Origin of the sequence: Cryobacterium adonitolivorans (assembly GCF_004402695.1) — a bacterium.
Classification (GTDB): domain Bacteria; phylum Actinomycetota; class Actinomycetes; order Actinomycetales; family Microbacteriaceae; genus Cryobacterium; species Cryobacterium adonitolivorans.
Genome location: NZ_SOFL01000034.1, coordinates 1 through 20367 on the forward strand (window position 1 = coordinate 1; position 20367 = coordinate 20367).

General features: G+C 61.4%; 24 protein-coding genes and 3 pseudogenes. 16 read left to right on the forward strand and 11 right to left on the reverse strand.

Annotated elements, in window-relative coordinates; all coding sequences use genetic code 11:
- Nucleotides 1–538 precede the first annotated feature (538 nt).
- Nucleotides 539–625 (forward strand): annotated as a pseudogene (locus tag E3O42_RS10065) (transposase); the annotation flags it as partial.
- A gap of 49 nt (nucleotides 626–674) precedes the next feature.
- Here the strand turns inward: E3O42_RS10065 and E3O42_RS10070 are convergent.
- The 3 genes from E3O42_RS10070 to E3O42_RS10080 all read right to left on the reverse strand — a co-directional run bounded on the left by E3O42_RS10070 (nucleotide 675) and on the right by E3O42_RS10080 (nucleotide 3499).
- Nucleotides 675–1319 (reverse strand): Pr6Pr family membrane protein, encoded by a 645-nt coding sequence (locus E3O42_RS10070; RefSeq protein WP_134453822.1) that lies wholly within the window; start codon nucleotides 1317–1319, stop codon nucleotides 675–677.
- A 98-nt stretch (nucleotides 1320–1417) separates the two neighbouring features.
- Nucleotides 1418–2617, reverse strand: a complete 1200-nt coding sequence (locus tag E3O42_RS10075; RefSeq protein WP_166787954.1) for an alpha/beta fold hydrolase — start codon at nucleotides 2615–2617, stop codon at nucleotides 1418–1420.
- Nucleotides 2618–2944: 327 nt separating this feature from the next.
- Nucleotides 2945–3499 (reverse strand): hypothetical protein, encoded by a 555-nt coding sequence (locus E3O42_RS10080; protein WP_134453824.1) that lies wholly within the window; start codon nucleotides 3497–3499, stop codon nucleotides 2945–2947.
- Between the two features lie 194 nt (nucleotides 3500–3693).
- Between E3O42_RS10080 and E3O42_RS18955 the strand changes: the two are divergent.
- A pseudogene (locus E3O42_RS18955) lies at nucleotides 3694–3984 on the forward strand (hypothetical protein); the annotation flags it as partial.
- A 91-nt stretch (nucleotides 3985–4075) separates the two neighbouring features.
- Entirely contained in the window at nucleotides 4076–4516 is a 441-nt protein-coding gene (locus tag E3O42_RS18520) for a TSUP family transporter (protein ID WP_338144946.1), read from the forward strand.
- A 288-nt stretch (nucleotides 4517–4804) separates the two neighbouring features.
- On the opposite strand, the gene E3O42_RS10090 is transcribed toward E3O42_RS18520, so the two are convergent.
- Complete coding sequence (locus E3O42_RS10090) at nucleotides 4805–5158, reverse strand: hypothetical protein (RefSeq protein ID WP_174844252.1); 354 nt, start codon at nucleotides 5156–5158, stop codon at nucleotides 4805–4807.
- A 332-nt stretch (nucleotides 5159–5490) separates the two neighbouring features.
- Here E3O42_RS10090 and E3O42_RS10095 point away from each other — a divergent pair, with 332 nt between their 5' ends.
- Complete coding sequence (locus E3O42_RS10095) at nucleotides 5491–5904, forward strand: ester cyclase (protein ID WP_134453825.1); 414 nt, start codon at nucleotides 5491–5493, stop codon at nucleotides 5902–5904.
- A 42-nt stretch (nucleotides 5905–5946) separates the two neighbouring features.
- Here E3O42_RS10095 and E3O42_RS10100 read toward each other — a convergent pair.
- Nucleotides 5947–6486: pseudogene (locus E3O42_RS10100) on the reverse strand (transposase); the annotation flags it as partial.
- 219 nt (nucleotides 6487–6705) lie between these two features.
- On the opposite strand from E3O42_RS10100, the gene E3O42_RS10105 reads away from it, so the two are divergent.
- The 3 genes from E3O42_RS10105 to E3O42_RS10115 all read left to right on the forward strand — a co-directional run bounded on the left by E3O42_RS10105 (nucleotide 6706) and on the right by E3O42_RS10115 (nucleotide 8826).
- Nucleotides 6706–7476 carry a hypothetical protein gene (locus E3O42_RS10105; RefSeq protein WP_134453827.1) on the forward strand — a complete coding sequence of 257 codons (771 nt, stop codon included), beginning with the start codon at nucleotides 6706–6708 and terminating at the stop codon, nucleotides 7474–7476.
- Between the two features lie 260 nt (nucleotides 7477–7736).
- Nucleotides 7737–8207 (forward strand): class F sortase, encoded by a 471-nt coding sequence (locus E3O42_RS10110; RefSeq protein ID WP_198414109.1) that lies wholly within the window; start codon nucleotides 7737–7739, stop codon nucleotides 8205–8207.
- On the forward strand, nucleotides 8197–8826 hold the full coding sequence (locus E3O42_RS10115) for a hypothetical protein (RefSeq protein WP_134453829.1): 630 nt from the start codon (nucleotides 8197–8199) through the stop codon (nucleotides 8824–8826). The genes E3O42_RS10110 and E3O42_RS10115 overlap by 11 nt, the downstream gene beginning before the upstream one ends.
- 466 nt (nucleotides 8827–9292) lie before the next feature.
- Here E3O42_RS10115 and E3O42_RS10120 read toward each other — a convergent pair whose 3' ends face one another.
- A complete protein-coding gene (locus E3O42_RS10120) occupies nucleotides 9293–10147 on the reverse strand; it encodes a hypothetical protein (RefSeq protein WP_134453830.1) in 855 nt (284 codons plus the stop codon).
- Between the two features lie 758 nt (nucleotides 10148–10905).
- On the opposite strand from E3O42_RS10120, the gene E3O42_RS10130 reads away from it, so the two are divergent.
- From E3O42_RS10130 to E3O42_RS10150, 5 genes are all read left to right on the forward strand, one after another.
- Complete coding sequence (locus tag E3O42_RS10130; RefSeq protein WP_134453831.1) at nucleotides 10906–11112, forward strand: hypothetical protein; 207 nt, start codon at nucleotides 10906–10908, stop codon at nucleotides 11110–11112.
- A gap of 2 nt (nucleotides 11113–11114) precedes the next feature.
- Entirely contained in the window at nucleotides 11115–11990 is an 876-nt protein-coding gene (locus E3O42_RS10135; RefSeq protein ID WP_134453832.1) for a Fic/DOC family protein, read from the forward strand.
- 151 nt (nucleotides 11991–12141) lie between these two features.
- Nucleotides 12142–12390, forward strand: coding sequence for a hypothetical protein (locus E3O42_RS10140; RefSeq protein ID WP_134453833.1), 249 nt, complete (start codon nucleotides 12142–12144; stop codon nucleotides 12388–12390).
- Nucleotides 12387–12968 (forward strand): recombinase family protein, encoded by a 582-nt coding sequence (locus E3O42_RS10145; RefSeq protein ID WP_134453834.1) that lies wholly within the window; start codon nucleotides 12387–12389, stop codon nucleotides 12966–12968. Before E3O42_RS10140 ends, E3O42_RS10145 begins: the two co-directional genes overlap by 4 nt.
- Nucleotides 12965–13462, forward strand: a complete 498-nt coding sequence (locus E3O42_RS10150; RefSeq protein ID WP_134453835.1) for a hypothetical protein — start codon at nucleotides 12965–12967, stop codon at nucleotides 13460–13462. The genes E3O42_RS10145 and E3O42_RS10150 overlap by 4 nt, the downstream gene beginning before the upstream one ends.
- Nucleotide 13463: 1 nt before the next feature.
- On the opposite strand, the gene E3O42_RS18960 is transcribed toward E3O42_RS10150, so the two are convergent.
- From E3O42_RS18960 to E3O42_RS10165, 3 genes are all read right to left on the reverse strand, one after another.
- Nucleotides 13464–13697 carry a helix-turn-helix transcriptional regulator gene (locus E3O42_RS18960; RefSeq protein WP_134453836.1) on the reverse strand — a complete coding sequence of 78 codons (234 nt, stop codon included), beginning with the start codon at nucleotides 13695–13697 and terminating at the stop codon, nucleotides 13464–13466.
- Nucleotides 13688–13975 carry a glutaredoxin domain-containing protein gene (locus tag E3O42_RS10160; RefSeq protein ID WP_338144947.1) on the reverse strand — a complete coding sequence of 96 codons (288 nt, stop codon included), beginning with the start codon at nucleotides 13973–13975 and terminating at the stop codon, nucleotides 13688–13690. Before E3O42_RS10160 ends, E3O42_RS18960 begins: the two co-directional genes overlap by 10 nt.
- Before the next feature lie 324 nt (nucleotides 13976–14299).
- On the reverse strand, nucleotides 14300–14638 hold the full coding sequence (locus E3O42_RS10165; RefSeq protein ID WP_134453838.1) for a hypothetical protein: 339 nt from the start codon (nucleotides 14636–14638) through the stop codon (nucleotides 14300–14302).
- Nucleotides 14639–14877: 239 nt separating this feature from the next.
- On the opposite strand from E3O42_RS10165, the gene E3O42_RS10170 reads away from it, so the two are divergent.
- The 3 genes from E3O42_RS10170 to E3O42_RS10180 are packed head-to-tail and all read left to right on the forward strand — an operon-like array spanning nucleotide 14878 to nucleotide 17789.
- Nucleotides 14878–15270, forward strand: coding sequence for a plasmid mobilization protein (locus E3O42_RS10170; RefSeq protein WP_134453839.1), 393 nt, complete (start codon nucleotides 14878–14880; stop codon nucleotides 15268–15270).
- Nucleotides 15267–16925 (forward strand): relaxase/mobilization nuclease domain-containing protein, encoded by a 1659-nt coding sequence (locus tag E3O42_RS10175; RefSeq protein ID WP_134453840.1) that lies wholly within the window; start codon nucleotides 15267–15269, stop codon nucleotides 16923–16925. The genes E3O42_RS10170 and E3O42_RS10175 overlap by 4 nt, the downstream gene beginning before the upstream one ends.
- 15 nt (nucleotides 16926–16940) lie before the next feature.
- Nucleotides 16941–17789 carry a hypothetical protein gene (locus E3O42_RS10180; protein ID WP_134453841.1) on the forward strand — a complete coding sequence of 283 codons (849 nt, stop codon included), beginning with the start codon at nucleotides 16941–16943 and terminating at the stop codon, nucleotides 17787–17789.
- 371 nt (nucleotides 17790–18160) lie between these two features.
- Here E3O42_RS10180 and E3O42_RS10185 read toward each other — a convergent pair whose 3' ends face one another.
- On the reverse strand, nucleotides 18161–18946 hold the full coding sequence (locus E3O42_RS10185; RefSeq protein ID WP_134453842.1) for a (S)-acetoin forming diacetyl reductase: 786 nt from the start codon (nucleotides 18944–18946) through the stop codon (nucleotides 18161–18163).
- A 586-nt stretch (nucleotides 18947–19532) separates the two neighbouring features.
- Nucleotides 19533–19742: a hypothetical protein gene (locus tag E3O42_RS10190; protein ID WP_134453843.1), complete on the reverse strand. Its 210-nt coding sequence runs from the start codon at nucleotides 19740–19742 to the stop codon at nucleotides 19533–19535.
- A gap of 232 nt (nucleotides 19743–19974) precedes the next feature.
- Between E3O42_RS10190 and E3O42_RS10195 the strand changes: the two genes are divergently transcribed.
- Complete coding sequence (locus E3O42_RS10195; protein WP_134453844.1) at nucleotides 19975–20277, forward strand: DUF7882 family protein; 303 nt, start codon at nucleotides 19975–19977, stop codon at nucleotides 20275–20277.
- The last annotated feature ends 90 nt before the right edge of the window (nucleotides 20278–20367 follow it).

Genomic DNA, 20367 nt, shown 5'->3' on the forward strand with positions numbered 1-20367 from the left:
CCCAGAACAAGTTCTCGCGATCCTTCAACACCACTCTCGACGCCATCAACAACACCTCACTCATACGGTGTTGCTACGACCCCTTGAAGCCGCCCATGGGATACGAGACGCAGGAGATCTTTCGTTCGCGCGGCGCGTGGTAGGTAACTTGTCTCGCATCTGCACCTGTCTCGCATCCGTAGCGTTACGAGACACTTCCTAGGGCCAGCTGTGCGGCTTGTACCGGGTCTGCGCTTTGCATCCGTATCTGCTCGTAGGGCTGGCGATCCTGGTCCCACCTTCGTCCGTCCGCGATCCACCATCAGCCACACGCCAACGAGGGCGTGGAACATGAAGAGCAAAATCACAGCGCTCAATGCGGTCGCCTCAGACCCGGAGAGGACAACAGCGGATGGTCCAGGCCCCACGTCGCAAGAAATCTGGGTCGGGAACAACGTCGTGCTGATCTGCAAGGTTGTTCCGATGCCCCCGTGTGCGCCCGCGTCGATGAGCGAATACCAGCACGCCGAACGCAGCTCCTCCCCGACGGGGAGGAACCAAGCTGCGCGCCGGCTCGTTCTTCCCGGCGCTGCTCGAGCGGCACCGCCGGGCCGACCAGGCGCTGTTCGCGGTCGTGATGGAGGCCTGCGCCCCATTCAGAACTTTCAGAGATGTCCTGAGATAAAACAGTCGAGCTATCGACGGACCTGTCTCAGGGCATCGCCTTTGGCCTCAAGTTTCACAAGCTTCAATCGGCTGAGAGCCCAAACGACTGCGGCGGTGATGACAGTCAGCACTGCAATAGCCAGCACGTAGGCGAACACTGAACCGTATCCGGTCGCGGGATTGAAGAAGGGATAAGGAACCCACCCATCGGTGGCTCCCCGGATGAGCACGACGACTACCCACACCATCGGGTAGATGAGCGAGACCCAGAGGCGCTTCCAGGCCAGCGGCGGGCGGTCGGCGAAGAGGATCCAGTCGAGCACGGCGTAGATGGGGAGGATGATGTGAAGGACATTGTTTGCCCACTCGAGGGCGACGCCGCCTTCTTGGCCAGCGAGAAGTGCGTTGTAAATAACTCCGACGAGAATCATGTATGCCGTTGCACAGCCGCGGGCGAGGAGGAGCAAACTTGTTTGTTTCTTTCCACGCAGTACGACGATTCCCGTGATTGCGATCACTATGAGCCAAATGATGTTGCTTTGCATGGTGAAGAACCCGAAGAAGTTGAATGGGTTGATGGTCGCCCTGGTGGCGGTGTCAGCGAAGGTCGCGATGATGGCCACGACCCCAAGCGTGACGGCCGCGAGGCGGGTTACTGCGATGAGCTTGGTCATGATGCCCTCAGTTCCCTGGAAAATTCGCGACAAGGGATCCCCCCACAGCGTGTGCTAAAGCTAGCGCATGCACAGAGTGGATGCGCCATTCCATCCGTTCAGTTAGTGGTGGCGAATTTACGCTCCAGCCAATCGGCGAGCGGCACAACATCGCTGGTCAGGATTCCGAAGTGATCGCCGAGACTGGCCGGGACCGCTGGTGTAACTTTGTCGTACTCGACCCACTCGACCGTGATGGTTCGGTTTCTTCGCTTGAGCTGCTTCCATAGTCTTTTGGTCGCAGCCGCTGACACTCGACGATCGTTGACAGCCTGGGATATCCGGATGGGTACCTGAATTTCTAGATCTGGGTGCATCCGTCTCAGTGCGGCTGTCAGCCTTGGTTTGCGGGAGAGAACGCGGAAGTACTTGCGCCCAGGTAACGCAGCCCAGGAATCGGGCTCACTCAACTCGACTCGGGTTTGCACGTCAATTGTGTCTTTGAAGAGCTGAAGCCCGAGCGGCGTGAAGACTTTTTGTTCCAGCTCAGTAGCCAGGCCAGGGTCACTGGCAAGAGCACCGGCGATGGCGAGCGGTAAGAACGCCAGGTCGGGCGCGGCTGGCAACAGAGACAAAAAGAGAAGGCGCTCTTGTGCAGACGCTGGCGCGATCGCGGCGACTCCGAGAAGTGTGAGCTCCGCGGTCCAGGTTGGGGCGAGATGCGCGGCGAATAGCGCAGCCTGCCCGCCTTGCGAGTGACCGACGATCACGAAACGTAGAGAGATTGTTTCTTGTCCAGGCGCGCTGTCCCGGTTGTGAAGGGCGCGAGCTGCTCGGACGATGTCCAAAACTCCGCGCGCTTCCGAGGTCCCGAAGAGGTAAGGGTGCGGGCCGCGAGTGCCCAGCCCCTCATAGTCGGTCATCACGACAACCCAGCCCCGGTTGAGGAACTCGTTCAACAGCCCATGAGGAGCCGCATTGATCTTGCGGTGAATAGTCATAGGCGGGTCGGTCGGGTCACCAATGTCAGCCAGCTCTTCCGAGTCCAGCGAAGGAGCACCGCGATCTGCGACACCGACGGTCCCGTGCGACCAACTCACGACCGGCCAACCACCCGCTGGCGGGTCTCCCCGGGGGATTGCAATGATTCCCGAAACACCAATCGGCGCCCCATCAGACACGCGCGTGGACTGATAGATCACAAGCTCGCACCCAGCGGCGGACTCCAACGCGGCCGGTCCCGACATCGTGCGCACACGGATGACGTCACCATGCTCGCCTACCAAGTCGGTGCCGCCCACTTGATAGAACGGATCCACAGGCTCCGTGTCAGACAGGAGGCCCATTAGAGTCGAAAGCAGACGTCGATAACGAGCCGGCCGCGTGCAAGCGAAAAAGAACTCATCTGGCAACTATGGCTGGCGACCACCAAGAGCGTCAATACGGCCAACAGCAGTCCCACTGGCTACAGAACCCCGAACTGCGCCGTAGCGTCACCGCAGGCCTGAACAAAAGCGAAGCCCGAAACACCCCTCGCTCGGGCTGAGCTGCCGTGGGGATTTTGGACAGCGGAATTGATGGTTTCTTGTACGCCGCCAAGGCCGACGGGTGATAGAGGATGTTCATGTGGAAATGGTGCCAACGAGTCAGTGCGTAAGGAGGATCTTCGCGCCGACGATGATTAAGCTCAATCCGGCGAGCACGACACCAGACCAGAGAACACCGAGCGTTGACTTGCGGGCTGTCATTCTCTCCACCAGGATCCCTAAAAACGCCAACCGAACCACAATGATCAATGCCGCGATCAGCTGGGCCCAAAGCGGTGGGACGATCGTCATTGCACCGAGGAACATCATTAGTGCCGGAACGCTTCCCGAGCTTGCAATCGGCAATGAGTCACGAACCTCGTCCCTGACGTGCAACTGCGTCTCCACGTCGGTACGACCAAGATGTTGACCGATTGCCTGGGCGAGGATGTGGGCCAAGAAAGTTGTGATCGTTGTTCCGGCGACCACGATGAGAGCGGTCCAATTGAGGATGTCCGCCGAGTCGACACCCGCAACGGCGGTAAGTACAAGAATGTTGCCGTAGACGTAAGCGGATGTGCGGCTCCGGGCCCGGTCCAGGGTGACGCCCGGGCCGACACGGCGGCGGATTCGGTCACGGAAGCGGTCGTTTCGGGATTGAGACTCGGAAGACATGGCCCGAGCGTAGCGACAGACACCGCCAAGCGCTGGATCGAGTGACCTCAATCGACCTAGCAAGCGTTCCTGCCGGCCGAGCTTTCTGCGCATCTGGGACCGAGACCTGTCAGACTGCATCTCATAAATGGAGCAGTACCCGGCCGGCGACAGACCGACCTCCGAGCGCTCCCACGGCTGATACTTTCGGTTCTATGACTGGTTCCTCGGCCGCCGCTTCGGCACTTCACCCCGCACCGAACCGGACCTGGCCGCTGGCGTTCGCGGCCGGCGCTGCCATCGGCATCTTGGGCGGAATGATCGGACTTGGCGGCGCCGAATTCCGACTGCCGCTGCTCATAGGCCTCTTCGGCTTCGCTGCGCTGCAGGCGATCATCATGAACAAGCTCATGAGCCTAGTCGTCGTAATCACAGCGATTCCCGCTCGACTGAGCGCGGTCCCTTTAGACGACCTGGCCCCATACCTCTACATCGTCCTGAACCTACTTGTCGGAAGCCTGGTCGGAGCGTGGATCGGTGCGCACTGGGCTACGAAGATCGCCTCGCCCTCTTTACCGGGTTATTGCCGTTCTACTAGTGCTCATCGCGATCCTGTTGTTCGTGACGCACTTCTTCGCCGTGGAACCGTTGAACATCGCCCCGGTATCGCGCACCATTGCGGGTGTCGTCGCCGGCGTCATCATTGGTGTTGTTGCAGCGCTCATGGGGGTTGCTGGTGGCGAGCTCCTGATACCGACAATCGTTCTGCTTTTCGGCACTGACATCAAGATTGCAGGAAGCCTCTCCCTCGCCGTCTCGCTCCCGACGATGCTTGTCGCATTCGCGCGATTCAGTCGAGATGCGAACTTCGCCGTCATCCGGCAGAACGTTCCATTCCTCATCGCCATGACAGTGGGGTCCATCGCGGGGACGCTGCTCGGGGGCCTGTTGCTCGGCGTAATTCCGACCCTCGTACTCATCCCCTTACTCGTGCTGCTTTTACTGCTGTCGTCCATCAAGGTTTGGTCCCACAAGTAGCCCCGCGAGAACGATCGTGGTCAAGTTTCAGCAATGACCGAAAACGGTGTAAAAACCCCTGTTCATTTCAGAACCCTTTTCTAGGTCTTGATTCCGGGCAGTTTCTTGGACAACAGTTCTGACACCTTTGTGGGCGGCGACCTAGCCGCGCGCTGCGGCTCGAAAACGATCGTTTTGAAGCAGGTCGGGATGCTGATCAGATTCCCGCAGGATTCCGCCGAGTCGATGTGCTCGAAACTCGTTGCCGACATAAGACAGCGTCGGGGTAAGGGCGGGCCGGCCCGGGAGCTATTGGCTTGATGTTGATGTTGATGCTGCCGCTGCGGTGGCTATCCATAGGACTGTCGTGATCACGGAGATACCGAGCGTGACGTACCCCGGAATGAGCCCTGTGAGTGAGGCGTCGCGTCCGATGCCGCCGAGGCGGGTTGCGGTTCGGAATCCAACGTGGCCGAAGATCACGGCGAGCACTGCGGGCAGGAAGGCCAAAAACATCATGAACAGCCCGAGGATCGGGATCGGTATCCAGATCCCAGTAACGATGGCGACTATGCCGAGAACAAGTGAGGTTATGGCCATGCCGTTGGTGGGCGGCCTGACGACCTGCTGATAGATGATCTGCTGCTGCGGGTAAGAGGACATCTGCGGTCACTCATTTCTTTTGTAGGGGAGTGCGCTCGGACGCGTCCGTCGTCATTGGTCTCGGTTCACAGCCAACGTGTTGCCATTTTCTGGGCATCAAAGCCGTTCTCCCGCACCGCGTTCCACGATTGGCAATACCGCGTCCTTGAGGCATACGTGCCTGTTCCTGCTCTTGACCGCGTCGACTACGCCAGCACCATAGAGAGATCAACAAGTTCTCCAGCGGGCTCGCGTGGCAGAGTCCGCCTTGTCGTCGGCGAAACGTTGAACGTCAACGGCGGTATGGTCACCCCAATCCCATCCATGGTGTGTCCAGAGAAGAGAGTAAGCACATGAGTCAAAAAGTGAATATCGCGGCCCAGCAGAAGTTTGGTGACGCCGTAAACAGTGGAGAACTTGACCTTCTCGACGACCTCGTGGCCGAAGACGCAGTCGACAACGCCCCTGCCCCTGGCCAAGGCCCTGGCCCGGCAGGTTACAAAGCGTTCTATGGCAAGATGATTGCCGCTTTCCCCGACCTGCACATCGAAGTCGAGCGCCTCGTCGCAAACGATACTGACGTCGCGTTCGCCTACACCCTCACCGGCACCCACCAAGGCCCTCTCATGAGCCACTCCGCTAGCGGGAAAACGATGTCTGTTCGTGGCGTGCAAATCAGCCGGTTCGAGAACGGGAAACTCGTCGAGCGGTGGGGCAGCAGCGACGAACAGGGCATGCTCGAACAACTCGGGGTCACGTCCCGCTGAGTGGTGGAGTTTCTCAACACCGTGCGGGTCAGTTCTTCTAGCTTAGGCGGCGGCGAGTTCTGGGAGGATCACCGCCTCGTCGATGACCTCAATGGGGTTGTTCATGGTGGCCAGCTCGAGCATGGGTGCTTCGGAGAAGTAGCGTCTTTCGCCGGCTTCCCACTCGTCGTGCTGCTCGATCAGCACCGACCCCGCCAGGCGCAGCAGGGCTGCGGCGTTGGGGAAGACGCCGACGACGTCGGTGCGGCGTTTGATCTCCTTGTTCACCCTTTCGAGCGGGTTTGTGGACCAGATCTGGCGCCAGTGTCGCCTGGGGAACGCGGCGAAGGCGAGTAGGTCGGGTTGCGCGTCGACGAGCATCGCGGCGACCTTCGGGTTTGAGCTGGCGAGCATGGTGGTCACCTCGCGGAACTGCTTCTCGATGTGCTCCCGGTCGGGCTGGGCGAAGAGGGTGCGGATGATGGAGGCGACCATGTCCTGGGATCCTTTCGGGATCACGGCGAGGACGTTGCGCATGAAATGCACCCGGCAGCGCTGCCAGCCGGCACCCTGAAACACGGTCCCGATGGCCGGTCTCCAACCAAAGTGCTCCGTTCCAAGGAGCTCCCCTTTATCCGTTATGAAGTTGGGAAGCCGCGCCGATCGCTGTGCATGCAGGGCTTGCAGACTAGCGGTTCGGCTGACGAACGCCCAGTAGCTCTTGACAAAAAGGCTGTTCGCGCAAAGGATCGGCGGCAGAATACCCGTTCATTTTTTCGCTCCGAGTATGTTTTCGAAACTACCTCCTAGTAAGGGATTTTGATGAATAAGAAAGCAGCACTGTTGTTTGTGCCAGCGTTGGCTTTGGGCGTGGCCGTATTGACGAGTGGCCCCGCCGTTGCGGCCACAGGCGATGCGTCCTATCAGGGAACGCTCGATTCGATTAACGGAAGTAATGGCAGCGGTACGATTTCCATCCAGGTTTCCGGTGACCAAGCAACAGTTACCGAGACCGTCAGCGGACTGGCCGAGACCTTCGATGGTAAGCCGTATCCGCACGTGCAGCACATCCACATCGGAGCGCAGGGAGTATGCCCCACCACGGCAGCTGACACCGACGGAGATGGTGTGATCAGCACGACCGAAGGTCAGCCGTCCTACGGAGAGATCGGCACGACGTTGTCCACCAGCGGTGACACGAGTCCGGCGGCCGGAACTGATCTGACGGTTGCCGGGATGGGTGCAAGCTTCACTTACAACCGCACCTTCACGTTGGATGCTGCCACTGCGGCTTCACTGGAGGCAGGCACGGCTGTTGTGGTGGTCCACGGTCTAGACCCGGCCACGTTGTCGCAAGCAGCACAGGACGCGCCAAGCGATTTGGTTCCGAGTCTGCCCCTGGCAGCAACGTCACCGGCCTTGTGCGGCGCCCTGAGTGCGTCGCAATCGAACATGCCTATCGGTGGCGTGCAGACCGGCGGTGGCAGCACTTCAAACGGTGCCGACATTGGCCTTCTCGCCCTCGGTGCCGGGGCCCTGACCGCGGCCGGTGGCGCTGTGATCGTTCGTCGACGTCTCGCCGCACGCGGCTGAGATCGGTTCGACCCCCGGTGACTATTCCGGCTGAAAAGCGTCGTCGCGGTAGCCGTCTGGCTACCGCGGCGGCGGTTCTGTTTATCGCCGTCGGCTGCACGGCGATCGGTTTCGCCCTGTGGGGCAACCCCCCTCCTCCACGACCACCAGCCTCGGCTGCCGTGGCGGCCCCCGCTCAGAAGCCCATCTCCGTTACGCCCTCGCCGGAGCCCATCCCCGTGCCGCCGACTCCGCAGGTTGCCCCGGTTGTCGGCCCGATCATGACCGCCTCCGAGCCCACCCAGATCAACATCCCCGCAATCGACGTGGACTCTGACCTGATGCAATTGGGACAGAACCCGGACGGCACGGTGCAGACGCCGTCGTTGGACGAAGCTTCTCCTGCCGGCTGGTACACCGGTTCGCCCACCCCTGGCGCGATCGGACCCTCGGTCATCTTGGGTCACGTCGATTCCAGAGTGCAGGGGCGCGCGGTGTTCTACCGACTCGGCGATATGCGTCCCGGCGATGAGATTTTGGTTACTCGAGCCGATGCAACAGTGGCTGTATTCGTGGTCGATGGAGTGGAAAAATATCCGAAGGACAACTTTCCGCAGTTCACCGTTTACGGCAACACAGACCACGCGGGACTACGGCTGATCACCTGCGGTGGCGAGTTCAACGAAACCACCCGGACGTACCCAGACAACGTTGTTGTCTACGCCAGCCTGGTGTCCAGCCATGCGGCCTAGCAGAACAAAGAACCAGATCAACAGACGCGACGGGCTGCTTGCGATCGTGGTGGCCTCCACAGCTTTGCTGGCTGGCTGCGCCACGTCCTCCTCCGGCGCCGAGAACGCAATGGCACCCGGAATGTCCCTGCCAGGCACCTCGGCCTCCCCGATTCCGCAGTCGAGCTCGGCAGGCAGCGCGGCGGCAGGGCCGTCCGCAGCATCACAGATGATTTGTGGCACCGAAACACGCGACAACATCACGCGTGCGCTGGCCCTCGCCGCCCCGCCGCACTCCGTCGACAGCTGGATCAACCGTCAATACACCTGCATTTACCATCTGACTGATGGAGAATTCGTAATCTCGGTGCAGGAATCCTCGGACGCAGCGTCTGCCCGTAGCTACTTCGACACGATGAAAGGAAACCTTGCCTCAGTCCAACCCATTGAAGGACTCGCGAATCTCGGATTTCCCGCGTACGAAACCGCAGACGGCGTGGTCGTCTTCCTCAAAGACAACATGACGCTACAAGTGGACGCCAGAAAACTGACGGATAAAATCGGGCCGCATGGCATAACCCGCACCGCATTCTCCTACGAAATAGCTACGACCATCCTCGCCTGCTGGACCGAACACTAGCCCGGCCGCGTTGCATCAGCCCCACGCGATGCGGCCGCGGCCAAAGGCGCCACCAGGGTGGACAGCGCGCGCTGTCCAATAGTCATGTGTTTCTTAAACGATGTGTATCAAAAGCCATGGGGGGGCGAGACACGGACGCGGAAGCTCGAATCCCGTGTTGCGCGTGTACACCGCACTCGGTTGCAGCCGCGCACAATGAGATCCAGCTGAAGCTGCGGTACCGAAGAAGTGCTCCGCCAGACAGGCTGGCGGGGCACTCGGTCGAGCTAGCTCGCGGCTCAGGGCTTCGGGTTGGAATCCTTGTGCACTGACTTGACGGTGTTCCGTGTACGGATGAAGTCGGCAAGAACGATTCCGACGAAAAGGACGAGGGAGCCGATCAGTACTTCACCTGCGGGGGCTCCCGTCAGTGTCCAGTACAGGAAGAAGGAAGCTCCTGCGATTCCGGCGGCCCAGATTATTGAGGTCAGCAGCTTACCTTTGTGACGTTCCACAGGACGGGCCCACTTCCATAGGGGTAGTTGATTTGAACGCACCTGCCCTCGGCTGCCGCTTGTCTAATCGGAGCCTGCCAAGTTGCGAGTCGAATGGTTACAGCGATGACGCATGCGGCTTTGGCCAGGTTATTGGGAACCCAGATGCAAATTGTACCCGCGGCCGCGTTGTACGAGGCGTTGACCTGGTTGGCGAGACTCTTCGACTCCGCCTTTGTTAGCTTTATCGCGATTCCCCACCACAGCGCCGTGGCCTTGGGGTCGGCCACCACGGGGTAGGCGACTCCACCCACACTGTGGTCAACGACCTGTGTGAGAGTGGTGCCGGATAGCTCGTAACGGGTCGCAACGTCCGCCCCATTGGCGTCCTTGGCCCAGGGGGCTGCGATCACGGCGATGACCTGCGTGGCGTCGCTGATGACGAATCCACCGGAACCGTCTTCCTCGATCGTTGCCCCCTCAGGGAGGGAGAGGGGATAGTCAAAGCGGGTGGGTGCAGCTGAGTTGGAGATGATGGTGTTGATTTGGACCGAACCATCGGCTTTAACGACCGGAACGGTGACAGAGCCGTTCTGGTTGTCGTAGGACACAATTCCCTCTGCCTCCACTTCAGCACTGGACGCCTCGCCCGAGAAAGGGAGCCCGATCGTGAAAGAGACGTCTGAGTGAGGAGATTGAGCCACGATTCCCGCCGCCGGGTCGACCGGGACCGATATCAGGGTCGAGGGCAGCTCTGCGTCTATCGCAAGCTGGCCCGAATCAGTCGTTGAGATGCTGGCCACGTCTTCCAGCGTTGACGGTGAGACATTCCCGAGGGCGTCAATCACGTTGACAGCAGGCTCACCAGCAAACGCAGCACCGCCGCCAGCCATCAACAGCGAGGCGGACAATGCACAGGTCGCAACGATTCCAATCGTCCCGCGAATACGCAAGTGTTTGGTCATGAATCCCCCGATTAGTGCCGCCTATAGTGACGGCTACGGAAAGAGATTATCCGGGGCGGAGTTGTTCGATGGGAGCCCCCATGCGGGGCAGGATTGAGCGGGATACAGCGCCAGGTGATCCGCGGGGATTGCCGCTCGCAGTTGCTCGACTGCAGCCCAGCGTACGGTGCTTTGATGGTGGCCGGCGTTGACTCGGCCGCGTCCCGTGGGCGGTGTGCCAGGCCCCAATTCATCTCCACATTATCCGTCCACCCTGTGGGCCGATCGAGAGCTAGAGCAGGCGCACCAGGTCACAAGGGGGACGCCGCCAGAACGGGCTAGCCGGGGTCTCGGAGTCCACCATCGGTACTAGGCACTGCTTGCATTTTGGGGGAGCGCCCAGGGGGTCTAATTCGATGCCGGCACTGTCCTTAAGATTAACCAACTCGAAGTCATCACCGACGACGTCATCGAAGCCGCCGTCAGCATCCTCGTCATGGGCGCTTAGCGCAGCAAAGCGATCACAAAACGCCGCCACAGAGTGTTAACAGTCACAGTCGTTCTTGTTCAAAAGTCGTCGCCGAAATCAAATCTGCCGAAACTTCTCTCTAGAGGTTTTTGAGCAGTTCTGGTAGAATTGACTTAATGAGTTTGGAGCCAGTATGACGATCCTGCACGCACGCCCCGTACCTGCGGTTGACGCGGCCGAAGTCGAGCGTCGAATGAGTTTTTCTGATGCCGCTCTGGGTGCTGCTGGCCACGAGGTAACGGACCCGGAGCTGCGCGAACTGCGGCGGCGTGCGATCCGCGGCGATATCACCGCAGAAGCCGCCATCGCCGCGGCTGTCGCTCACATCGACGCCCGCTAGGGGTGGCAGCGAAGTTTCGTGCCTGGGATGACTACTTCATCCCGGGCACGACTGTCTTAAGAAACAAGTTCAACGAGACTGACGCCGCCAAGCTCGGTGCGAAAGAAGAGGCGGCCGCTTCAATCCGGCTCGACCAACTGGCCAATAAACCGATACCGCCAACATTCGACTACGACCATATGAAGGCGATTCACCGGCACGTGTTCCAGGACGTCTACGACTGGGCCGGGCAGGAGCGGGTGGGGCCGTTGGGCAAGATGACGAAGGCTGGCCCAGACGTGGTCAACTTTCAGCCCGGGGATCCGGCTGCCCCAACTGTCGCGTACGGCTACTACCCGTCGCCGGCGATCACCGCTGCGGCACAGGACCAGTACCGAAATCTCGGCCGCGAGAATCACCTGGTCGGGATGCCGCAGGATCAGTTCATCAGCCACATGGCTGAGCATTGGGGAGAGCTGAACACTATCCACTCGTTCCGTGAGGGGAACACCCGAGCACAGTTCGTATTCTTCTCGCAGCTGGCGGACAATGCCGGCTACAAGCTCGACACTGAGGCGTTCAAAATGGGGTCGCCGCTGCGCGATGAGTTTGTGGCTGCTCGGTTTTATAACCAGGCAACCACGAAGACTGACCGGCTCGAGGCCGTCCTATCGAAGGCACTGGAGTCACGGTCAATCAGTCACGAAGGCCCAGAGTCGGCGTCAGCCCAAGCAATGGTTCTATCACCGGAGCTACAGCGGATCATTGACGTGAACAAGCGGAATTTTCCGACGAGCGCAACGGCGATTGGCCGGCCGGGCGAGGCAAGCCCGGCGGAGGGTCGGGGTTACCAGGCGCGGGGCCAAGGGCGCGGCAACGATCAGGGATATGGGAGGTAGGTCAGTGCTTTCTCGAGATTTCGAACTAGACGAGGAAGCGTTGGGCGACGAAGATTTGCGGCGCCGGCGCCGTGCCGAGGGCCAGACCGCTCCCGACAGTCTCAGTTGGCTCCGAGGGCCAGCGACGGGCCTTATGTGGGTATCTGCAGAGATGGCGGTCGTACTGGAGCCCACCATCGATGTGTCAGCCAACATCATGAAGGAATTCGCCGTCGATCTAACGTTCGACGTGAACGTGGTCGCTGCCTACCAGGAGGTCATTTCCCACTCAGCTGCCGCGGCTCACATCGAGGCGCTTAACCGTGATCTGCTCATCAGGATCTGGCCGCGGTTGACCCTCCCTGATCCCGTCCGAGAGGTGTGGGAGATGAGCTTCCCTGAGCTGACGGCCGGCCTATGAGTGTCGTCGGCTATACCCGAATGTCGACACAAGACCAGAACTTGAATTCGCAAAGCGACGCGCTAAGAACGGCGGGTGCGGAGTCCATCTACTCGGACAAGTTGACGGGCAAGAATGCGGCCCGCCCTGGCCTAGCCGACTGTATGAAGTTCCTGCGCCGTGGCGACACTTTGCTGGTCTACAGCACGGACCGGCTGGGCCGGTCGATGACTGACGTCGTGACGATACTCGCTGACCTGGGGGAGCGCGGCGTGGAGTTCAAATCGCTCACGGAACCGTTCGACACCACCATTCCCGGCGGTGAGTTGTTCTTCCACATCTGTGCCGCGTTCGCGCAGATGAATGGCCGCATCATCTCCGACCGCACCCGCGCCGGCCTCGCGTCCGCGAAGGCCCGCGGCCGGCTCGGTGGCCGACCAAGCGTGATGACTGCCGAACGCGTCGCGGTCGCTCGGCGCATGCGCGCCGAGAAAGCGACCTGGGCGACCATCGCTCAAACCTTGCAGGTCGGGGCATCGAGCGTGCGCCGCGCCCTCGCGGGCGACCCTGACACGCACGATTCCAAGGAGCCCCGATGACCGACGCAGCAGCCAGTAACGATGGCGGGTTCGACGCCATCGCGGGCGGGATGCTCGCGGATGAGTTTCGCGCGAGCGAGCAAGATCGCAAGTTCAACCAGATGCTTGATGACCATATCGACGGCGTCACTTACGTCGAGGTCGACGGGGTGACCTATACCGATGACGGACGGCTCTACGAGCCGATGGAGGACACCCCGCGACCAGGTGCGGCGGAGGGGTATTTCGCTGAGGAACGCGCGCGAGCAATCTACGCGGGGGAGACGCCGCCGGCGACGATCGACGAGCTGCACGCAAAGTTGGTGCTGCCCGTGGTCGAGCCGGCCTCTGCCGCGCTGGCTCCCGAGCTGCAGCGCATCGTTGACTTGAACGCACGCAGCTACCCGACGAGCGCGACAGAGATTCGCGCGCCGGGGAAGCACGCCGCGCCGGCCGGGCCCCGGCATCGCGCCGAGAGCCCCGAGCAGGACCGGAGCCAGGACGTCGGCCGGTGACCTACGCGGGACGGTCGCCGTCCCAGGCGGTGTGTCGGGCCTCCCATTCGTCGACGCTTGACCGCAGGTAGCGCACGGTCTTGCGCGACAGAGCGACGAAGGCCGGCCCCTCGCCGCGGTGCCTGAGTCGTGCCAGATCCCGGCTGCTTAGTCGCAGCCGCTCCGCGGTTTCTGCGGGCGTAAGTGCGCGTCGCTTTGGCTCCGCGACCGGCGGCCGGCTCTTGGCTACTCCCACGAGCCGGTCCCCAGCTCATCGGTCGAGCTGGCCGGCACGGTGGCCCGTGCCGTGGCCACGGCTTTGATCCTGTCGGGGCGGAATCCCGACCAGCTCGCGGCGCCGACTACGACGACCGGTGCGGACGCGTAGCCGAGCTGTTTCACAGCGTCGACCGCGTGCGCGTTCGTGGCGAGGTCGACCACGATGTACGGCAGCCCCGTCCCGTCAAGTACTCGCTTGGTCAGGTCGCATTGCATGCACCCCGGCAGCGTGTAAACGGTCAGTGAGTCATTCACGGTTGTTCCCCTCTCAGTCCGGAAGTCCATCGACGTCAGATCACAGGTGGCCTGAACTATTTCGATTTATCGGCTATCAGCCGATGGCTTGCCATCTGCTGGTACCTGAGCCCGTTGTATGCAGCGGAGCGGGTGTCAAGGGCGACCGGAGGTCGGATTCCGTAGGAATCTGCGCAGCACCCTTTACTCCCGTGGGAGCGGAGTGCAACCCGTTCCACTGCAGAGCACTTCTTGGTTAAAGCGAAACTTCGGAGGGTACGACAAAGCCCCGCCGAGCTGCACGCTCTGGCGGGGCCTACTGTGTCGCTTTGTCCTACGAGATTGTCACTCGCTAGGTGCGTCCGTCACGGCTGGCGCAGTGCGGCGCTTTCGCGCCTTAGGGGTCGAGGTGCCGGGTGCGCGGACGCCCGTGGCGCGCAATTCCTTCTCAGCCCAGCCAGCACTCAGGGCGGCCTTCCACGCCGCAGCGTGTGCGTTGCTGGACTCTTTCAGAGCCACCTCCGCATCCTTGATCGCCTGCTTGAGTCGAGCATCTGCCGCGTCGTTCTGCTTCGCCGCCTCAGCTATGGCCACAACCGCATTCACACGGGCCGACACATCGGCTTCAATCAAGGCGCGTGCACGCACGGCCACTTCGTCGTTAGTCACATTTGCATTGCTCATACAGTCGACAGTAGCGGGGGAATAGCCTTCCCGGCTCGGCAAGTGCGAGCACTTGCCCTAGTTCACCCTCAGCCTCGCTTTCGCGCCGATGAGGTGAAACCTTTTTGGAGCAAGCTATAGAGTTACCGGTGGTAACTCGCTTTGATTCTGGACGCGGGGCGTCAGATTCGGCATACTTGTCGTATGGTCCCCCCGAAGTTCGGGGGTTCGCTGCGCTGGGCCAAGGGGAGTGGGTGAACATGAGTGACACGAATGAAGGTCGCCTGTTCGGCCGGAAGCGCCGTAAGAATGCGGACACCCCCAGGAAGAAGCACTACAGCGTCTACGTCTCCGACGCTGAGGACATTCAGCTGCAGACCCGTGCCGCTCTTCGAGATGTCACTGTGCCGCGGTTGTTGTTCGAGTCGGCCATGGATTCTCAGGTGCAGACGTCGACGGACCGCAAGCTGGCAATCGTCGAGTTGTTCGCCGTTCGTAAGCTGCTGGCCAGCGTCGCGAACAACGCCAACCAGCTCGCCAAGTTCGCGAACACCGAGAGCCAGTTCCCCATTGAGGCCGAGTCGATCATTGCGGAATACCGCGCGATCGTCCCTCGCCTTTCAGCCGCGATAGACACGTTGGCCGACTCATGATGCCCAACATCACCCGCGGCGGCCAAATGGGTGGGCTCATGGTCTACCTGGCCGGCGCCGGCAAGTCGAACGAGCACGAAGAACAGCACCTCGTCGGCGGAAACTCGGCCGTCGTCACCATGCACGGGTACGGAGTACTCGACCGCGATACGGCCCTGGCCATCGCAAAGGACCTGGACGAACCGCGGGTGAAACTCGGAGTGGAGGTCACGCGCCAGGCGCGCATCACTGATCCAGACACCGGTGAGTCGATCACGACGCGAGTCGCCGCCGACGTCTGGCATTGCTCGCTGTCGCTGCGCGCCGAAGAAGGGCAGCTCTCGGACGAGAAGTGGGGCGCCATCTCACAAGACTTCATGGATCGAATGGGCTTCACCGAAGCCAGCGGCAAGGCCGACTGCCGATGGGTTGCCGTGCGCCACGGCCTCTCGACGAACGGCAACGACCACGTGCACATCGCTGTCTCGCTAGTCCGCGAGGACGGCACCAAGGCACCGACGCACAACGACTTCAAGCGCGCTCAGGGCATCTGCCGTGACCTGGAACGCGACTACGGCCTAGAACAATTGGAGTCGCGGGAACGCGGCATCGGTGAACGCGGGATCAAGCCCGCCGAGCAGGCCCGGGCACAGCGCACCGGCACTGAGGTTGAGGCCCACAAGCTGGAACGCATCGTGCGCTCAGCATCGGTAGCCTCCCTCGACGAGGGCGAGTTTGTACGCCGCATCCGCCGCGGGGGAGCCCTCGTGCGGCCCCGCTTCGCCGCTGGACGCGACGACGTTGTGGCCGGCTACTCCGTTGCATTGCGACCGGAGAAGGGCGCGCAGCCGGTTTGGTACGGCGGCGGCCGACTCGCCCGCGACCTGACTTTGCCGCGCATGCGCGAGGGATGGCCGGACAGCCCCCAGAGCGCACAGGGTGCAGTGGACGAGTGGAGGGCCACGAGCAAGAACCCGTGGCAGTACCGGCCGGTCGCTCCGGGCCGGGAAGAGACGACACCGGACCCGAAACTGTGGAAGCAGTACACCGACGAAATCAAGCAGCTCCGCGTGCAGATGCGAGAGATTCCGTTCGAGGACCGCGCCGGTTGGGCGCACCTGGCCCGCGACACCGCCGGGGCATTCGCGGCGTGGTCACAGCGCGTCGAGGCTACTCCCGGACCGCTGGCCCAAACTGCACGGGACCTGTCCCGAACAGCGCAGATCCGCGCCCACGAATCCAAGCCGAAGGCCGCCGGCCGGGTGTCGGTCGCCGGGGCCACGATGATGCTGCTGCAGGCATCGACCCAGGGCCAGGGAACGATGGCCGAGGCGATCATGCTGCGCCAGCTCGCATCGACCGTCAAAGCGGTCATGGACATGCACACCGCCATCGGTGAAGCCCAGCGCGCATCGCAGCTCGACCGCACGTTGCGGGAACAATACTCGCAGGTACGCGACCGTCTGCCAGCCATCGTGCGCACCGAAACCGGACAGCCCGGCAGTGCTATGCCGACGCCGGCCCAAGACCTTGACCCGGAGCTAGCGAAGATCGTCCAGGCCGCACAGCGCGGCCAGGTCGTCCCCGGAACGGGCACGCCCGTTCCGACTCCAATCGAGTCCCACAAGCCACAGACCACCGTCACGCCGAACGAGCGCGACGGTCACGAGAGATAACCAGGGGGCATCACAATGGCCGAAGAATCAGACGGCATCGGCGACGCGTTCGACGGGCAGATGCGGGTTGCTCTGACCGTGGCCACGCAGATGGCCGAGCGTTTCGCCCGGCTCCGTGAGGAGCTCGCCAGAAACGCCCAGGCGCGAACCGAGCAACAGACCAAGGAACTGCAGGTTCGGTTCGATGCGGAGCGGAACGCAGCACGAGCCAGCCTGGCCCCCGTGCAGCAGCAAGAGTGGTGGAACACCGCCGGGGTCGACGACATTGCCACGGCTTACGAGACTGCCGACGCATGGCGCACCGCGGATCCCGACATTGCGCGTACGTCCGATCGCATGCGCGAGGAACTGCGCGGCCGGTACGGCATCGACGTGAACAACCTAGACGCCGAACCCACCGCAGTGCGAGAGGCACTAACCCGTGCTCAGCAGAACCGCAGCGCTGCCGCGGAGAGTCGAGGCGAGAGCGGCAAGGACTACGCCGAAGCGGCATCGCTGCTCACGGTAGCTGACCAGCTGGACCGCAAGGCCGAAGAACGCCACCGCGACCAGGAGCGCGCCGGGAACACCAACGATGAGCCGGCGGAGGGGCTGTCGCGGGAGGAACTGACCGGCAAGTCAGACGTCACTCGCGACGACGCCGCGAACGCGTACGACAGCGCAGGGCGCCGCGAGTCGTTCGCGGCCGACATGGAAAAGTCGAGCGTCGACCCCCAGCTGCAGGAGGTTCGCCTCGTTGCCGATCGAGAAAACGGCACCCACGCCAGCGCGGCCGTGGCGACCAAGCCGGGCAAGCAGCCCAAGGCCCGCAACAACAACGAGGCTGCTGGTCTGCAGCGTGAGCGCGGCGGCCTCAGCCGCTAGCGGGTTCCTGGACCGGCAAACCAGCTCAGACTCTGAGTCCCGTGTCAATGTGCAGTACACCCCCACTCGGGCGTCAGACTGCGGCACCTGCCATGGTCAAGACTGGGTCAAAAATCTTGGTTGGTTGGCAACACTGAACTCCGGGTCCTTAAGTTCAACATGACAAAACGGGCAGGAGGTCACCCTCAATCGGCGCAGAGGTAGTTTGCCACTGTTCGAACCCATAAGGCCTCGTCTGTGGTGGAGAAAAATCCGGCGCTGCCATACGCAGCGCCGGATATACCGGGTGAGTTTGAACCATTCTTGTCAGGCGGCTGCCTCCAGCTTTCCGCACTACAGCATGCCCGGGCCGAGACAGGCTCAAATGTTGCTTAGTTGAAGACCATTCCGCCGTCGACAAGAATCGACTGTCCGGTGATGTAGTCGGAGTCGGAGCCGGAGAGGAACGAAACGACACCCGCGACCTCGGACGCTTCGGATAGGCGGTCAAGGGCGATGCCCTTTGTGAACTGTTCCCAGCCCCACTCTTCCGCTTTGCCGGCGTCAGCTGCTACTTTTTTCGCCAGCTCCTCCATGAGGGGCGTTTTTACAATGCCAGGCGCGAAGGTGTTGACTGTGATGCCGAATTGGGCGAGGTCCCTGGCGGCTGTCTGAGACAGCCCACGAATGGCAAACTTTGTGGCTGAGTACAACGCAATGCCGGGGTTGCCGACGTGACCGGCCTGGGACGCGGCGCTAATAATCTTTCCACCGTGCCCGAGCTCCCTAAACGCCTTTGTGGCTGCCTGGATGCCCCACACCACGCCGTTGAAGTTGATGGAGAATATTTTGGAGATGCTCTCCTGGGTGATCTCCTCGATCGGAGATGTCGGGGCGATGCCGGCGTTGTTGACGATTACATCGAAACCTCCGAGTTCAGTCACGGTCTGCTCGACCGCGGCGAACACGCTGTCCCGGTCGGAAACATTGACATGGACTGCGATTGCTCCGCCGTCCTTGCCCCCAAGGGATTCGGCAACTGCGTCTGCGGTCTCAACGTTCACGTCGGCGATAGCTACCCTGAAGCCGTCAGCGTGGAGACGCTCAGCAATGGCCTGCCCGATTCCCTGTCCACCACCAGTAACGAGTGCAACTTTTCCGTTTTCTGTGCGTGTCATGGTTTTGATTCCAATCTCGATTATTCAGAACCTGTCGGCGAGTCGATGACGTTGCGTCAAAGCAGAACAGGCGTTTTGTTGATCCGAGACGCGGGTCGCCGGGGGCGCTGTGCGCATCGGAAGTTCCTGGCGCCGGGGCCTATCCGCGCAAAGACGAAGTCGCTGTGACAATGTTCGACAGGACGAAGTTGGGCGCTGTGCGGTGCCATTCATCACGGAGGCTCGAGGCGGTATCGGCGACGGTCGCGGCGGATGTAACGCTGGCATAAACCGTGGTGCCCTGCATATCGACAACGTGTACGGCGTCGGTCGTGGCAGCTGGGAAACCCATGGGGTTGGGCCTTTCTGGGTGAATCTGTAACGCCCCGATTTCTATGTAGCAGTTTTTTAGGATCCACCGTTCGACGGGACAACTATCCAAGTGTATTCGCCATCTTGTAGCACTCGGTCGGCCAGTCCATTCGTTCAAAACTAATCAACGAAAGCAGGTCCCGCAGTGCGGCCAATCCACGGCAACAGTCCTGCCGGGATGCCACGGGATCAGTTCGTCAATCGCAGAGGCCATCAAAGCTGGTAGTTCGACGGCTTACTTTTGGTTCCAGACTTTGATCGAAGACAGCACAAGTAGCACCACGAGTAGCGGGATCAGCACCAGGGAAGGCACCACCCCGAGGGCGAGACTGCCGATGGTGTTGCCAGTGATCGATCCGGTTGCCATGGCGATGAGGAAGCCTTCGTTCACTCCGATGACAGCGGAGCTTTCGTCGCGGCTCAACCTGGCGACGGCGACCAGCATGGTCGGTAGAGCGACAGCGAGCGAGAGGCTGCCGGCGCTTTTGATGTCGGGTCCGCTGCGCTGTCCCGCATAGCGACACGGTAGCCCGAGGCCAGCGGAACCAAAAAGCAATTTTCTCTGGGAGGCCGGCGCGAGAATGACAACGGGTGGATACGGTGTGTTCGTATCGAGGTTTACTCGATGTGGAGTGGAGGGGCACGGGTCATATTTACAGGATGGATGAGGCGTTCACATGGGACGGATAATCTACAACTCGACCCTGACAATTCTTTTTGATGATCGAACCCTCGCTCACCTGCAAGCGGTCATTAGTAGCAAGTTGAGCGACAGGGAGAGCTTTCATTTCCTCTGGAGCGACGAGGCGAGCGCGGGAAACGGTGGCGGCCGAAATGTGATCTGGGTGCACCCCGGCGTTTCTCTCGTTTATGCCTTCTCCAGCAGCGAAAAGCCGCAGATCAATCCGGAGTGGATCACTGTCTTGCTGAGATCCGCAAGCACCGCGGATGGGCTATCGATTCTGCCTGAGCCGTCGTAGGTCCGTGTTGGCCCGCCATGGTCTGTGTCGCCCCCGGGCAAAGAACACTGAGAGATTCCACGAGGAGCCGCTACGCGCCGATCTAACCGA

Coding starts and splice junctions, on each gene's coding strand:
- E3O42_RS10180 (WP_134453841.1), top strand. CDS start 16,941: ATGGCCGAAGAATCAGACGGCATCGGCGACGCGTTCGACGGGCAGATG.
- E3O42_RS10185 (WP_134453842.1), bottom strand. CDS start 18,946: ATGACACGCACAGAAAACGGAAAAGTTGCACTCGTTACTGGTGGTGGA.
- E3O42_RS10190 (WP_134453843.1), bottom strand. CDS start 19,742: ATGCTGGTCGCCGTCGCCAGGTTGAGCCGCGACGAAAGCTCCGCTGTC.
- E3O42_RS10170 (WP_134453839.1), top strand. CDS start 14,878: ATGAGTGACACGAATGAAGGTCGCCTGTTCGGCCGGAAGCGCCGTAAG.
- E3O42_RS10090 (WP_174844252.1), bottom strand. CDS start 5,158: ATGTCCTCTTACCCGCAGCAGCAGATCATCTATCAGCAGGTCGTCAGG.
- E3O42_RS10110 (WP_198414109.1), top strand. CDS start 7,737: ATGACCGCCTCCGAGCCCACCCAGATCAACATCCCCGCAATCGACGTG.
- E3O42_RS10105 (WP_134453827.1), top strand. CDS start 6,706: ATGAATAAGAAAGCAGCACTGTTGTTTGTGCCAGCGTTGGCTTTGGGC.
- E3O42_RS10095 (WP_134453825.1), top strand. CDS start 5,491: ATGAGTCAAAAAGTGAATATCGCGGCCCAGCAGAAGTTTGGTGACGCC.
- E3O42_RS10115 (WP_134453829.1), top strand. CDS start 8,197: ATGCGGCCTAGCAGAACAAAGAACCAGATCAACAGACGCGACGGGCTG.
- E3O42_RS10080 (WP_134453824.1), bottom strand. CDS start 3,499: ATGTCTTCCGAGTCTCAATCCCGAAACGACCGCTTCCGTGACCGAATC.
- E3O42_RS10175 (WP_134453840.1), top strand. CDS start 15,267: ATGATGCCCAACATCACCCGCGGCGGCCAAATGGGTGGGCTCATGGTC.
- E3O42_RS10150 (WP_134453835.1), top strand. CDS start 12,965: ATGACCGACGCAGCAGCCAGTAACGATGGCGGGTTCGACGCCATCGCG.
- E3O42_RS10140 (WP_134453833.1), top strand. CDS start 12,142: ATGGCGGTCGTACTGGAGCCCACCATCGATGTGTCAGCCAACATCATG.
- E3O42_RS10130 (WP_134453831.1), top strand. CDS start 10,906: ATGACGATCCTGCACGCACGCCCCGTACCTGCGGTTGACGCGGCCGAA.
- E3O42_RS10165 (WP_134453838.1), bottom strand. CDS start 14,638: ATGAGCAATGCAAATGTGACTAACGACGAAGTGGCCGTGCGTGCACGC.
- E3O42_RS10145 (WP_134453834.1), top strand. CDS start 12,387: ATGAGTGTCGTCGGCTATACCCGAATGTCGACACAAGACCAGAACTTG.
- E3O42_RS10070 (WP_134453822.1), bottom strand. CDS start 1,319: ATGACCAAGCTCATCGCAGTAACCCGCCTCGCGGCCGTCACGCTTGGG.
- E3O42_RS10195 (WP_134453844.1), top strand. CDS start 19,975: ATGGGACGGATAATCTACAACTCGACCCTGACAATTCTTTTTGATGAT.